Annotated in this window: 11 protein-coding genes and 1 pseudogene; 3 read left to right on the top strand and 9 right to left on the bottom strand. The window is 36.3% G+C overall.

Translation table 11 applies throughout. The features are described 5' to 3' along the window. Window positions 1-130: 130 nt before the first annotated feature. The 4 genes from LGQ02_RS03025 to LGQ02_RS03010 form a co-directional block, all read right to left on the bottom strand. Window positions 131-772, bottom strand: a complete 642-nt coding sequence (locus LGQ02_RS03025; protein ID WP_226516763.1) for a nitroreductase family protein — start codon at window positions 770-772, stop codon at window positions 131-133. Between the two features lie 289 nt (window positions 773-1,061). Continuing rightward, entirely contained in the window at window positions 1,062-1,691 is a 630-nt protein-coding gene (locus LGQ02_RS03020; RefSeq protein WP_226516762.1) for a YpjP family protein, read from the bottom strand. A 94-nt stretch (window positions 1,692-1,785) separates the two neighbouring features. Next, window positions 1,786-2,193, bottom strand: a complete 408-nt coding sequence (locus LGQ02_RS03015) for a potassium channel family protein (RefSeq protein ID WP_226516761.1) — start codon at window positions 2,191-2,193, stop codon at window positions 1,786-1,788. 129 nt (window positions 2,194-2,322) lie between these two features. After that, the gene (locus tag LGQ02_RS03010) at window positions 2,323-2,805 is read right to left on the bottom strand and encodes a hypothetical protein (RefSeq protein ID WP_226516760.1); all 483 of its coding nucleotides are present in this window, start codon (window positions 2,803-2,805) and stop codon (window positions 2,323-2,325) included. Between the two features lie 374 nt (window positions 2,806-3,179). On the opposite strand from LGQ02_RS03010, the gene LGQ02_RS03005 reads away from it, so the two are divergent. Continuing rightward, window positions 3,180-4,070 (top strand): helix-turn-helix domain-containing protein, encoded by an 891-nt coding sequence (locus LGQ02_RS03005; protein WP_226516759.1) that lies wholly within the window; start codon window positions 3,180-3,182, stop codon window positions 4,068-4,070. Window positions 4,071-4,619: 549 nt separating this feature from the next. On the opposite strand, the gene LGQ02_RS03000 is transcribed toward LGQ02_RS03005, so the two are convergent. The 5 genes and pseudogenes from LGQ02_RS03000 to betB form a co-directional block, all read right to left on the bottom strand. After that, a complete protein-coding gene (locus LGQ02_RS03000) occupies window positions 4,620-5,651 on the bottom strand; it encodes an aromatic acid exporter family protein (protein WP_226516758.1) in 1,032 nt (343 codons plus the stop codon). 387 nt (window positions 5,652-6,038) lie between these two features. Continuing rightward, window positions 6,039-7,745 carry a methyl-accepting chemotaxis protein gene (locus tag LGQ02_RS02995; RefSeq protein WP_226516757.1) on the bottom strand — a complete coding sequence of 569 codons (1,707 nt, stop codon included), beginning with the start codon at window positions 7,743-7,745 and terminating at the stop codon, window positions 6,039-6,041. Window positions 7,746-8,390: 645 nt separating this feature from the next. Next, the gene (locus tag LGQ02_RS21575; protein WP_449727686.1) at window positions 8,391-9,359 is read right to left on the bottom strand and encodes a methyl-accepting chemotaxis protein; all 969 of its coding nucleotides are present in this window, start codon (window positions 9,357-9,359) and stop codon (window positions 8,391-8,393) included. A 39-nt stretch (window positions 9,360-9,398) separates the two neighbouring features. Next, window positions 9,399-10,319: pseudogene (locus LGQ02_RS21570) on the bottom strand (PDC sensor domain-containing protein); the annotation flags it as partial. 352 nt (window positions 10,320-10,671) lie between these two features. Further along, complete coding sequence (betB, locus tag LGQ02_RS02985; protein ID WP_226516755.1) at window positions 10,672-12,144, bottom strand: betaine-aldehyde dehydrogenase; 1,473 nt, start codon at window positions 12,142-12,144, stop codon at window positions 10,672-10,674. Between the two features lie 290 nt (window positions 12,145-12,434). On the opposite strand from betB, the gene cudC reads away from it, so the two are divergent. Both cudC and LGQ02_RS02975 read left to right on the top strand, forming a co-directional pair. Further along, window positions 12,435-12,986: a choline uptake/conversion transcriptional regulator CudC gene (gene cudC, locus LGQ02_RS02980; protein WP_226516754.1), complete on the top strand. Its 552-nt coding sequence runs from the start codon at window positions 12,435-12,437 to the stop codon at window positions 12,984-12,986. Window positions 12,987-13,158: 172 nt separating this feature from the next. Further along, the gene (locus LGQ02_RS02975; protein ID WP_226516753.1) at window positions 13,159-14,034 is read left to right on the top strand and encodes a glycine betaine ABC transporter substrate-binding protein; all 876 of its coding nucleotides are present in this window, start codon (window positions 13,159-13,161) and stop codon (window positions 14,032-14,034) included. Window positions 14,035-14,076: the final 42 nt, after the last annotated feature.

The raw sequence follows: 14,076 nt of genomic DNA, 5'->3' as shown, positions 1-14,076 counted from the left end.
TGCGTTATTATTCTTTACCCGCATTTTTAAAAGGAAAACAAGAACAAGTTAATGGTTCTAAAAATTAAAATCGTAATGTGAAAAAAGAACCGTTCCTTTCATACAAGAACAGTTCTTTCCTTCTTTCAGATTAAAATGTATTTTTCACAATAACTTCTTCAAGTGGTTGTCTTGCTGACTGATGCGCAGGTTTTGCGGCTTTTCCAACTGTTAATAACATAACCGGTACATAGCGCTTTGGTACGTTAAATGCCTCAATAAATTTCGCACGTTGGAAGCCACCCATCGGGCAAGTGTCATACCCTTTTGCTTTTGCTGCGAGCATTAAGTTCATCGCTGCTAATGAAGCATTTAAAAACGCTTCATCTCTTGGAAAAGGAGTATCTCCTTCGTACGCTTTATTGATTTGACTAACTAATGTTTCCTTTACTTCCTCTGGCATAAACCCTTTATCTACCGCTTCTTGGTAAACACCCTCAGCATTCAAGTTTGCTTCTAGATCTCCTAAGATCGCAACTGTTACGGAAGAATCGACAATTTGTTGCTGATTATATGCGATTGGGAGCAATGTTTCCTTTTTCTCTTGGTCGTCGATCACAAGAAACTTCCAATGCTGTAAGTTCCAAGATGATGGAGCAAGTGTTGCAGCCTTAAGAATTTCATTTAATTCTTCTTCTGGAATTGTAATCCCAGGCTCGTACTTTCTTACCGTATGTCGTTCATTTATCGTTTGAAATAAACTTAAATCATTTGAATGTGTCGTTAAATTCATTACGGTGATCTCCTTCCACTTTCCATTAGTCATTGTAAATTCATGTCGAATTATAACAAGACTCCTTGAATCCCTCAAACTATTTGCTTACAAAATGAAAGTAATAGGATAACATATCGTCCCTATCAATTTTCTGCTGAGGACAATAGCTTCACTTTATTTTTCTTCTATACTTTCAAAAAATCAAATAATCATTGTACCGATACCTTGAATTAAACAGCCATAATTCTAGTCACACTGTATAATAGTACAAAAAAAAGAGCATCACTACGATCGTGACACTCTCTAATTACGACATCCACTTTGGTGGTGTGTTTTTATCCCAATAAATATCACCAAGGTTATGGTGCTCTTGAAAATCATCATTACTTAAATGGTAGTGAAAGTTAAACCAATAGCCTTCTTTCGGTCGCTTGTCACGGCGAACGTGAAACATCGCTACATCCTCTTCTGTCTCGTAATCATAAAGGTGAAAGATCTTTTCTCCATAGGCGGACGTACTTTCAGAAATACCATAGTATGGAAGTTTATCTTCATCCGCACCCTCTAAAATCATCGTTAAAACTTCCTCAATATTCGGTAATACAGTTGTTAACACGTCGTCTTCAACTTTTTCTACAATTTTTGGCCCTAATTTTGTAACTGTATATTCTTTCGCCTGCTCTGTAATCGCCTCGATGACGTCATTGATCGATTCATCATCTGCTTCAACGGACATATCAATGTCCAGCTCGACATCTTCATCGAATAATTCGGTACTAGAGGTAAGTGCGTCTTCCTTCGGTTCCCCATCTTCAGAAACCATTTTCTTAGCATCGCTGTTCGCATTTGCATTATCTAAGTAAGTCGGCGGAATATACATTCCAACCGTCATTAATGTAATAAGGACAACTGATATTTTTCTTAGCCAAAGTTTCATAGAAAAATCCCCTTCAAATCCGACGTTTCTTACCTTATATTCTACCATAGATCTCTTCGAAATCTATTATGTTGATCTGAATTTTCACGATTTTTCATGATTTATTCGCCTTAGAGCTAGTATACACTTTTAAAAAATAAGCAGCAGGTAGTAACAATCCACAGCTTGCTTGAATCAACGAAAAAAATCGCGCCCTTCCTACTGGAACGAAGTCACCATATCCAACGGATAAAATAGTGACACCACTAAAGTAAAGGTAATCTAAAAACGTTGCATTAGCAGGTTCGCCTGTAGGATCATTTATCCTTAAAACGACTTCATTAAAACCTAACAAATAATATAATAGAGCAAAGCCGATCGTAAGAGCAGTAAGTACGAAAAATAGCTTAAAAAATAATGAACGACTAAAAAAACTTTCTTGGTATGATTGCTCACTAAAAAAATAATATATATTCCAAGTTAAAAATAACAGTGTAAATAGTATTAATAAGGATATAACCAACGAAACACCTCCACTCTATAAAATTGGTTACCCATCAGAGAATGCCTCAAACTTCCCTCCTAATAATTAATGTCATTTTTCGAACAAAAAAACTCCCTGCTCATTGTCAGGGAGTTTTCGTTCACAATATTAACTTGTTGCTTTTCCAATACACCATCCCCAATTCGCACCTTTAATCGATGCTGTAATATATATGCACGGTGCGCATAACCAACCACCTGAACCAGCACACGCTGCTCCACAGAGCACTCCCAATGTACTAAGAACTGTCCAGTTAAAACTTAAATCATTGACTACACAACTCTGGAAATTTTTCCAGTTAAATAGTGAGCGAAACTCGATCACTGATGATTTAAAGACGTCCTCACCTAGTACAATACTCTGCGCTTGTACAGTTGAAGAATTTCCCACGATTCCATTACGCGATGCTATTGATTTCTCCTGAATGAAATGCTCCCAACCTAGGTCATACAAATTGCTTTCCTTTAATGTCGTCAATTCAATTTGATTTCTGGTTGTATCAGTGGCAAGTGTCATTCTCTCTGTCAGCTGAAAGGTTGATGTTAACAAAAAGATTACAATGAACGTAACTTTTACAATACGGTCGTACATTTATATCGACCCCCTATTTGTTAAAAACATCAATCAAATGAAACCTTTAGCTATTCACTAGACCCAACAATCCACTGACAGCACTAATCATTCATTACCCATGCTTAAACGGAATATCTTCATTTGGTTTCACATCGCCCGCTGTTTCTAGTGGCATAGTAAACATAGAAAGAATGAGTAAAGAAAATAGTAGTTTTTTCATAAGCTTCTCCCCTCCCCCCTATTATAATTACCATTATTTTCACACAAATGACATTTTTGTGTAATTCGGACTAGAGGTCATTAACAAATATTAGGAATATTAATACTTATCTTATCTTCTTTTTTTCAATAAAATGATGAATATAGGAATAATGTTAAAAAGGAGGTAAAAGATGGCGGTGCAGCTAGGGAGAAAAATAAAGGAGTTAAGACAATTTTATGGTATTTCTCAAGCCGAGCTTTGCGAAGGGATTTGTCATCAAAGCTATATAAGTAAATTAGAGAAAAGCGAAGTCCATCCATCTGCTTACGTATTATCGCATCTTGCTGTGCGCTTAGGTGTTAGTATGAATTACTTCTTTGATCAATTGGCAAACTCTACAAAAGTAAACTATATTCAAGACGTCATGAATAATATAGCAAAAAGTATGGACCATGCAAACTATGCAGAAGTACTCGAAATCATAAAATTAGAAAAAAACAATCCTCTATTCCAGACCAAGGAATTAAAGCAATACCTTTTATGGAGAGAAGGGATTTGTGTTTATCACCTTTATCATGACAAAAAAAGAGCATTATCTTTACTCAATGATGCCTTATCTTTAGCTACGACAACAAAGAGAAATCGTTCAGAAAGAGAACTTGATATCCTATCAAGCATCGCCATTATTCATAGTATCGAAGGTGACACAGAAACCGCTGAGCAAATTTACGAAGATTTACTTCAACAATGTGTAAACCTCCCACTGTTTAGCGACGAAAAGATTTACCTTCGAATTTTATTCAATGCGAGTAAAAATAAATATCGCCTTAACAAATTTAAAGAATCAAAAGACCTTGCACATAAAGGGGTGTTAGCCTGTTTAAACATTAACTCCATTTATATGTTAGGTGAACTCTACTACCAGCGAGGGAAGAGCCTGCTTTTATTTGATGGAGAAAAGGTCTGTCACGCTCTAGAGGATATGAAAAAGGCAAAGTTTATCTTTGAAATTAAGAAAAACAAAAAGTTCGTCTCCTATGTAGATGAGGAAATCGAAAAACTTCACCAAATAAAAATATAGATGAATCAATTTCATCATTCAGTTTTTTGCGCAATGAAACAAATGGTCGATAGTTTAACGGCAACTAAGGCTTTCGCCATTAAAAATTAGCGAAAAGACAAGTTTTGTTTAGAAGTGATCGTAACGAAAGGCGGCGACTCCCAGAGGATCAGTGCAGTCTGAAGATCCACTTAGGTGAAGAGTAATCGAGCCTAAGTTAGCTGAAGACAAGCCCTCGGGAAAGCGTCCGTCTGAAGTGAAGTTCACGCACATCATTCGGAATTTGGCATCATATTTTGAGTCATGAAATTGATTCAGATATAAACAAATCTCTCATGATTGCTTTACCAAGAAAAGACAAAAACGCCGGTGTAAAGCCTCACCCTCTGGACTAAAAAACGATCTTTCCAGTAAATCATGAGGGGAGGCTTGCCTGAACCACATTCATTGCAAATAATGACAATAAGTACTGTCTTCCAAATTCAATGAAAATCACCCCTTCTGTTAAACTGTGTCCCTTTTAATGTACCTCCCTAAAAAGGTGATACATGTTTTCATAAAGGTAAAGACTTAATGGCTTTTTCCACCCCTAAATATATGTTCAAGCTCCTCTAAAGAATCGTGAATAGACAGCAACTGAAAATATAATATTCGTTTCGTTGTAAAGTGATGAAAGTATTCTTCAGATTTTTTCATTTGATTGCTTTCATATTTTAGTGTTTGGTCTAAGTCATGTATGTAAGCATAATGTTCATCTGGAATCTCATACTTATCACTTTGTAATATATCACACAATGAACGCGTTACATTTAACACTAATTCCTTTTCACGTTCATGAAAGTTTCCAGGTTCATTTACGTATTGCAAATTCCCGAGATGAAGGGTAATTTTTTGCATGATCGTATTCACTTGCTTGAGTTTTGCAAAATATCGATATTCACTCAACTTTACTTTATGGTACTTCCATTCCTTTTCTTGAAATTGAAAAAGCGCAGCTGTCTTTTCAACCGACTGCCTTAACTTCAAGTAATCTCGACTAGCATTTGGACGTTCTACATATTTTCTTTCCACGATACGTTCAACCGTATCGGAAAGGACCGTTCTGGCTAGGAGAATGTTCGGTTCTAACCTATTTTCGATTAATGGTGTATATTTTGGTGGTAACATCGTGAAATTCACAATTGAAGAAACGCCTAAACCAATCATCGTTGTACCTAACCGTGACAAAAAGGCTAGCATGTAATTATCATGAATATCTGGGATCATCGCAACTGCAGTTAACGTTGCGACTAATATCCCTGCATGGAGTTTTAGTCTTTGACATAAAAAAATCGTACATACTGCTGCTAATGTATAAGACAGTGGAGACTCCCCGAAAAGAGCGACAAATAAAACTGCTAAAGCAGCACCAATTGCAGAAGCAGGTAAACGTACGAGACCTCTTCTAATTGAATCAGACGCTGTCGGTTCAATCGTTACGATCGCAGCAATAATCGCAAACTCAGCTGGCAGCCCTAAATATAGACAAATCATCGCTGTTATAAAAACTGAAATGGCCGTTTTTATAATTCTTCTTCCAATTAACTTTTGCGGTCTCATCATTGTCACCTTCTCGTCTCACGTCTTGTCTTTATACAATTTCATATTATACCAATTTTTATTATTTACCCCTTAATGGTAAAACAACATTCTGCAACTTGCCAATTCTAGACCGGGTAAAACAACCACACTATACAATATAAAGAAAACTCGGCGATTGCCGACCCTTCCGTTAATGGATAACCGTAGTTGTAACACACAGGACGTGCTAACACCGGCGTTCCGACAGGATGTCGGGTATTTAGCCGGTGAACATAACTGTACACGTACAAATTTTGACTACGTCGAGGATCTTCTTTCCTAACATTTTTAGGTGCTGCTTAACGTATAAAAAAGAGGCCGCAATAAATGGATGACCACTCATTAGACGACCTCAAATGATTTTTTATATTATAACTTAAACTTCTTAACCGAACTTTGTAAATCTTCTGCCATCCGACTAAGTGTTTCTGCAGATGATGAGATTTCTTCCATTGATGCATGCTGCTCTTCTGCAGAGGCTGCAACGTTTTGTGTATTATTTGCAGAATTTCTTGCAATGTCTCCTGATTCTTCAACAGAACTTCGCATAGATTCAGTACTTGAAGTAATCTGTTGCACCGAAGCGGAAACTTCTTGAACTTGTGTCGACACATCCTGAATTGCTGTAGAGATTTCCTCAAACGTTTCCCCTGCGTGATCGACTAAAGCAATACCTTCTTCTACTGACTTACGACCTTCACCCATCGAAGAAACTGATTCATCTACTCCTATTTGTATATCTTCAATTAAGGAACGGATCTGTCCTGCCGAGTTACTCGATTGTTCTGCTAGTTTCCTTACTTCATCTGCAACTACGGCAAAACCTTTCCCATGTTCTCCTGCCCTTGCAGCTTCAATTGCTGCGTTAAGTGCTAATAAGTTTGTCTGTTCTGCAACATCCGTTATGAGGTTAATGATCTTCCCAATCTCATTCGATTTCTCACTTAATTGTTCTACACTGTTTGAAGTGGAACTTGTCTTTTCATTAATCAGATTCATCTGATTAACAACTTGTTGAATCACGTTTGAACCTTCTTCTGATTTTTTACTAGTCGTTAATGAAGACTCATTTACTTGCTCCATACTACTAGCAATTTGCTCCATACCAGTAGAAATCTCAGTAACCGTATTCGTGACATAATTAACACTGTCTACTTGCCTTTCCGAACCTGAGGCTACTTCTTGAATGGATGAAGAAATACTATCTGTTGCTTTACTCGTTTCTTCTGCACTAGCGGTCAGTTGTTCAGAAGAGGCTGCTACTTGTTGTGAAGTATCAGAAATTTGATTCAATAAGTCTCTCAAACTATCAACCATTTCATTCATGTAACCACTTAGTTTTCCAAGTTCATCCTCTGAACTTGTTTGAACCTTCTCGACTTGAAGGTTCCCTTTACTAATGTTTGAAGCAATCGTCGTTACACGGGTTAATGTACGTGTCATATTGTTACTAAACAATACAAATAAAATCGAACCAACAACCATTGCGGTAATTAATGAAATTGCAAAAATGAATTTCGTATTATTAATGGCTCCATTTGCCTCGTCACCTGCAGAAGACATATCTTCAAGGACGGAATCTGAGAGTTCTAGAGCAGCCATCGCTGACTCTTCTCGGATCTCGTTTAAGTAAAGCATAATTGAATCCACTCTAATTGTACTTCTTAACAACTCATCCTTATATTCATCCATACTTTCATTATTATGTACGATCAATTGAAACAACTCTTGCTGTTCTTCTGTATTCATAAGACCTTCGATTTCGTTTAAAATGTTTAATAATGTTTCATCTCGTTCCATATAAAGCTCTTCATCGAATTCACCTGTTCTAGCATATTCACTAATGGGGATAAACTTCCCCCTAGTTAGTGCTGCTATATCTGTCACTAACACTGCACGTTCTGCACGACGCTCTAGCGTATTGATCTCTTCTTCAACACTATTCAATTGTAAAAAACTAACAGCAAAACCGATTGTAAACATTACTAAAATGACTGCAAAAGTTAAAAGTAACTTCAAACGAATGCCAAGTCTTTTCCATAATGACATGGCCTTAAATCTTTTCCATTTTGACATGATCTCAAACTCCTCCCACACCTACGTATTCACTTTTCCGCAAATAGTTATATTGAACCATATAAGCATGAAAATAAGTTTATCATAGTCAATATTGACTAGCAATGCTACTTTTCGACATTTTCTAAAAATTAAAATATATTATTTTAATAAAACTATCCCCTTTATAAATCACACTCCTACCGAAACACCCATTACAGCTATAATATATTGATATATCACTATATTTCACCTTTTTTACTAGTTGAATCAATTTCATAACTAAAAATATGATGCGAAATTCCGAATGATGAGTGTGAACTTCACTTCCAGATAAAACGTACACTTAATGAAATATTTATAATATCATTCGTTTCACTGCGCAAAAAACGTAATTATGAAATTGATTCGTTAGAATAGGTTTGATAACTTAGAAACCATTTATCATTTATCCATCATAATGAAGGAATATGGTTGTACAAATGATCGAGATAAAGACTGAGTAAATTGAATGTTTACTTCCTCTAAACAAAACTTGGCTTATCGCCAAGTCCTAATGGCGAAAGCCTTAGTTGCCGTTATACTTTAATCCTTTAGCAAAGTTAAAAATTCTTAAAGTGTAAAAAAAACCTTCTCAATCGTTAATGAGAAGGGCTTCGTTACGTTTTAATTACTTTCTTGTTCGTTATGATCGGTGAAGCGATTCATCACATGGACTAAATCCTCACTTGAGTGTTTCAGTTTTTCTGCCGAGTCTGTAATAGATTGCAGGGCAAGTAATTGTTCATCAGAAGATGCGTTTACTTGTTCGCAAGCAGCTGAACTTTCTTGAGCGAGTGAAAGAATATTTTGGATCGCATCTACGACATTTTCTTTAAACTCATTGACTTCATTAATCTCTTTAGAAGCACTTGTAATTGAAGTTGTCATTTCATCAATGATCATCGAAATTTCTTTAAAACTTGTCTCCGTGTTTTCAACGAATTGATTTTGCTCAGATACAATCTCTTTTGTACTGACCATCTTATTTAAAGCTTCATCTGATTCAGTTTGAATGCCTTTAAGGGTGTCACGAACTAAATCAGTCGCGTTTGACGTTTCTTCAGCTAACTTTCGGACTTCATCCGCAACGACTGCAAAGCCTTTCCCAGCTTCACCAGCTCGAGCTGCTTCTATAGAAGCGTTAAGAGCTAGTAGATTTGTTTGATCAGAAATATCATTAATTGTTTGGATGACTTTTTGAATTTCTTTCACTTTTGATGATAATCCTTCTACAGTGTTCCCAACAGAGTCAATCACGCTATTTGATTCATCTGATTTCTCTTTTAGTCGTTGGACTTGTGTCATTCCATTATCATTCAGTTCATGTGCCTTACTCGATTTTTCTAAAGCTAAATCTGTTTGTTTTTTCAATTGGTCGATTTGGTCTGACAATGCAAGTGTACTTTGATTCGTATCTTCAGCATAAGAGGCCGTATCATTTGTCCCTTTGACAATTTCTTCGATTGCTCGATTAACCTCTTCACTTGAAGCCGTTGTTTCTTCAGATATTGCACTTAAGTGATCAGAAGAGTGAGATACGGTATTTACCGATCGCTTTACAGTTTGAATAAGGTCACGGATATTTTGAACCATTTCATTAAAGTTCGTCGTTAACTGTCCGATTTCGTCATTTGTCGTAGGTTTTATTGTTACGGATAAATCTCCATTAGCGAGTTTATTGACTTCTTTGTTCAGTGATACAATTGGTTTAATTAGTCTTTTTCCAATAATGAAACCGACGATGACTAAACTTATAATAATGATTGAGCTAACAATAAGAATTTGATTTAGCAGTGTGTTTAATGGAGCATAAGCTTCATCTTCTGGAACTACTAGAGCTAGCTTCCAACCGGTTCTAGGAATCTCTTGATAAAAAACTTGAGAATCACCATTTTGTAGGGAAGTAGTGATCATACCAGATTCATTATTCATTAATTCACTACTAATGGCTCCTAACTCATCCTCGTCATGTAGAGTCGCTTGCATCACTTTTGATTGATCTGCGTGAGCAATAAACTCTCCACCTTCACCAACTAGAAATGCCCATCCTTCATCTACAGTTTCTATTTCCATCACTAAGTTTTGAATGTTCGTAATATCAATGTCACTAGTAACAACGCCTAGAAAACTTCCTTGTTGATCATAAAATGGGATTGTCGTTGTAATCATTGTCATATCTAGTGTTTCATCATAATATGGTTCTGTCCATACAACTGTCCCTTGTTCTCTTCCTACTTGATACCATTCATGACTATGATAGTCGTATTGAGCGGATTCATATTCGTCAGTAAAAAAGGTTTGACCGTTATCTTCATAGACGTACGGGCCGAAATAACGTCGTTCCTCGTCGTATTGATATGGCTCAAACCATACTCCCGTTCCAAACGTATCTTCATTAATTTGTACGGCATGTTTTAGCGTTTCTGCATAGCCTTCTTGATCAATATCTGTACCAGTAGCCTCAATAAGCGCGGCAATAGACTCCCCAATTCGTTGATGGGCAATAAACTGTGAGTCGATATTATGTATGACTTCATTGTTTATATGTGTCATTTTTTCCGTGATTTGTGTTTCTAACTCTGATTTTGAAAAAGAATAACTGAAATAGGATAAGAGAATAAGTGATATAAGTGCGATCGGAATAAATATAAGTACTTTGTAAAGAATACTACTCTTTTTTCTAAACATGTAATTTGTCTCCCTCTTGGTGTTAGTAATAATCGTTCAAGCGTGATTAAATTCACCAAGAGGCTTCCCAAAGTTCAATGAACTTATGAGAAGCCTCCATTAAAACCCTTAATGTTAACAGTATGTTATGATTTTTTTACCTCTTTACCTTTAGCCATCTCATATCTAACGCACTACCTTCATGCGTCACTTTAACACCGATAGTTTAGGTTGATGACTAGAACCAGTTAATAGGCTCAGGTTTAAGGTTTTGGAATATATGCTTTGTTTCTGTATATTCTTCAATACCTAGTTTTCCTAGTTCGCGTCCAATACCAGACTGCTTAAATCCACCCCATGGTGCATGTGGGAAGTAAAGGTTGAATTCATTAATCCAAACAGTCCCCATTCGCATCTTTGCTACACAACGTTCAGCTTTGGTAGTATCGTTTGTCCAAACGCCACCAGCAAGTCCATAAATAGAGTCATTTGCAAGCTTCACTGCTTCCTCTTCTTCACGGAATTTCTCAACCGTAATCACAGGACCAAACGCTTCATCTTGAACAATGCTCATGTCTGTTGTGCAGTCAGTGAAAATAGTAGGTAGATAGAAAAATCCATTTTGTAGTTCTGGTTCTTCTGGACGGCTACCACCAACTGCTAATGTCGCACCTTCTTTCATACCTGTTTCTACATACTCTTCCACTTTCGCAAGGTGTTCAGCTGAAATAAGTGGACCCATTTGTGTATCTTCGTCAAAGCCGTTTCCTAGCTTAAATTTCTTCACTCGTTCAACAAGTGCATGAACGAACTCATCATGTATACTTTCTTCTACAATCAGTCTTGTGCCAGCGGAACAAATTTGTCCTGCATGGAAAAATACCGCGTTTAATGCTTGGTCAACAGCTGTTTCAAAATCAGCATCAGCAAAAATGATGTTAGGGTTCTTTCCACCAAGTTCAAGTGCAAGTTTCTTTACATTAGCGCTTGCCGCTTGCATAATTTTCTTCCCAGTAACTATTCCTCCTGTAAAAGAAATAAGGTCGACATCAATGTTACTTGATAACTCTTCACCAACGGTGTTACCAGCACCTAGTACTAAGTTAGCAACACCAGCAGGGACTCCCGCTTCTTCCATAAGTTCGAATACTTTTATAGTAGTAAGTGGTGTAATTTCACTTGGCTTCATGATTAACGTATTTCCAGTCGCAAGCGCTGGAGCTAGTTTCCAAGACGCTTGAAGTAATGGATAATTCCACGGTGTAATCTGACCACAAACACCAACTGGTTCGTGAACCACTTTACTAATAGAGTTTGGCACTGGAGAATCAATCATTTCTCCTCCATTTTTATCTGCAAGCTCTGCATAATAACGAAATACGCCAGCGATATCATCCATGTCTCCACGGCTTTCTTCGACTGTTTTACCAGTATCTAATGATTCTAATCTAGCAAGTTCTTCTTTATCTCTTTCTATTAATTCAGCAATCTTCCTTACAATATTCCCTCGCTCTGTTGGTGGAGTAGAAGACCATTCCCCATGATCAAATGCTTCTCTTGCGGCAGTGATTGCTACTTTTGCATCTGATTCATCACCTTCTGGAACAGTAGCGATAACTTCTTGATTAAAAGGATTAATAATTTCACGCGTATTACCTGAATTCGCATTTACCCATTTACCATTAATGTATTGTTGTTGTTTAATACTCAAATCTATCAACTCCAATTTTTATAATATATTAAGTTTGTTTAAAATTTATTTAACGTTTCGAATGTTATCATGTCTTTTTATGGCTGTCAAAGATAAAATAAATACATATAAGGTTAGAAAATAATTAAAAGTTATTAGAAAAAGTTACGATGACTAAGTTAGTAGACATTTGTGATTATTTAAATGGCGTTTTCCATTTGACATTTCATCAGAGTTCTGTAACATAAAGTTTGTGAAAAAGAGTAAAAAAACATTTAACAAGCTTTACTTAATAATGAAGGAGCGCCTTTATGAGTGAATCTACAGAAAAGTCCAGAATGAAAATAGAAGAAGCAAAAGATAAAGTCATTGGTGCCATTGCAGAAACAATGGATTTATATGGAGTAACACCTGCTGCTGCAAATTTATATGCAACGATGTACTTTAAAGATCAAATGACTCTTGATGAAATGCGTACAGAGCTTGAAATGAGTAAACCGAGTATGAGTACTAGTGTCCGTAAGCTCCAAGAAATAGAAATGGTGAAAAAAACATTTACACGCGGTTCTAGAAAACATACCTATGTAGCTGAGAAAAATTTCTTTCGTTCATTTATGGTGTTTTATTGTCAGATGTGGGAACGAGAAGTAAAAATGAACATGGCAGCAATTGAGGAAGCACAAGAAGATTTAATCGATGCCATCAAAGATTCCTCCAGTACTGCAGAAATTGTTGCAGAGGCAAAAAAATACTATGATCAACTACAAGAATCTAAAACATACTATCACTGGTTGGATGACTTAGTGGCAAGTATAAGAAACGGTAAAATATTTGAGTTTTTACCAAAAGAACAGCAAGATTAATTTTTAAAAAAGTTATTAGGTAGTCTATAGGAAGCTATGGACTACCTCGCATATAAATATATCTTATCCCTTTTAAGATAAGATATGTGTTATTATAGTTATGACGTTAAATTTTTTCTTAACATATTTAACGTTTATAATATACAAAATTACTACAAAGGAGATTTTCTACATGAACAAATGGAAAAAAGAACTTAGTTTACTTTTAGCGGTGCTTATGTTTACTGTTCTGACAGCATGTGGCACTGATGAAGCAAGTGGTGAAGAAGAAAAAGCAAAAGATTTAACGTTTGCTCAAATTAGCTGGGCTGAAAATATTGCCGTAACAAATATGTGGAAAGTAATTTTAGAAGATAAAGGTTATAACGTCGATTTAAACTTATTGGAAATGGGTTTTACGATGGAAGCTTTAGAAAGTGGCGAGCTAGATGCTAGTTTAGAAATATGGTTACCAGTCCAAGATGCAAATTATCTAGAGCGATATGAAGATACGATTAATTTCTCAGAAGCTACTTGGTTTGATAATGCAAAAGTAGGCCTTGTTGTTCCAGCATACCTAGAAGAAGTTAATAGTATAGAAGATTTAAATGAACATAAAGAAATGTTTAATGGAGAAATTACCGGCTTTGACCCTGGCGCAGGTACGATGGAAGTGACGGAACAATTAATTGAAGATTATAACCTTGAGTTTGAACTATTACCAAGCTCTGAACCTGCAATGATCGCTGATATTGATAATGCCATTGAAAATGAAGAACCAATCGTGGCACCACTTTGGACTCCACACTGGGTATTTTCTGCATATGACTTGAAATTCCTAGAAGATCCACAAAACATCTACGGTGGTGTAGAAAAAATTCACCATGCAACAAGACATGGATTTGAAGATGATTTTCCAGAAGTGAGCGAGTGGTTTAATAATTGGAAGATGGATGATGAAGAAATTGGCGAACTGATCGAATATGTTGAAAGTACCGAAGAGCCTATTGATGGAGCTAGAAAATGGATTGAAGAGAATCAAGAATTGATCGATGAATGGGTAAAGTAAAGGCCTAGATTAATAGCAGAAACAAGAAAGAAGTTGGTCCTC

The organism is Bacillus shivajii (assembly GCF_020519665.1).
Taxonomy (GTDB): Bacteria; Bacillota; Bacilli; order Bacillales; family Salisediminibacteriaceae; genus Bacillus_CA; species Bacillus_CA shivajii.
Note: the sequence above shows the minus strand (reverse complement) of the source record. Positions and strands in the feature narration are given on the sequence as shown.

Bases quoted from the DNA above. Each gene is read 5' to 3' on its own strand.
- LGQ02_RS03025 (WP_226516763.1), bottom strand. From the start codon at position 772: ATGAATTTAACGACACATTCAAATGATTTAAGTTTATTTCAAACGATA.
- LGQ02_RS03020 (WP_226516762.1), bottom strand. From the start codon at position 1,691: ATGAAACTTTGGCTAAGAAAAATATCAGTTGTCCTTATTACATTAATG.
- LGQ02_RS03010 (WP_226516760.1), bottom strand. From the start codon at position 2,805: ATGTACGACCGTATTGTAAAAGTTACGTTCATTGTAATCTTTTTGTTA.
- LGQ02_RS03005 (WP_226516759.1), top strand. From the start codon at position 3,180: ATGGCGGTGCAGCTAGGGAGAAAAATAAAGGAGTTAAGACAATTTTAT.
- LGQ02_RS03000 (WP_226516758.1), bottom strand. From the start codon at position 5,651: ATGATGAGACCGCAAAAGTTAATTGGAAGAAGAATTATAAAAACGGCC.
- LGQ02_RS02995 (WP_226516757.1), bottom strand. From the start codon at position 7,745: ATGTCAAAATGGAAAAGATTTAAGGCCATGTCATTATGGAAAAGACTT.
- LGQ02_RS21575 (WP_449727686.1), bottom strand. From the start codon at position 9,359: ATGGTTCAAAATATCCGTGACCTTATTCAAACTGTAAAGCGATCGGTA.
- cudC (WP_226516754.1), top strand. From the start codon at position 12,435: ATGAGTGAATCTACAGAAAAGTCCAGAATGAAAATAGAAGAAGCAAAA.
- LGQ02_RS02975 (WP_226516753.1), top strand. From the start codon at position 13,159: ATGAACAAATGGAAAAAAGAACTTAGTTTACTTTTAGCGGTGCTTATG.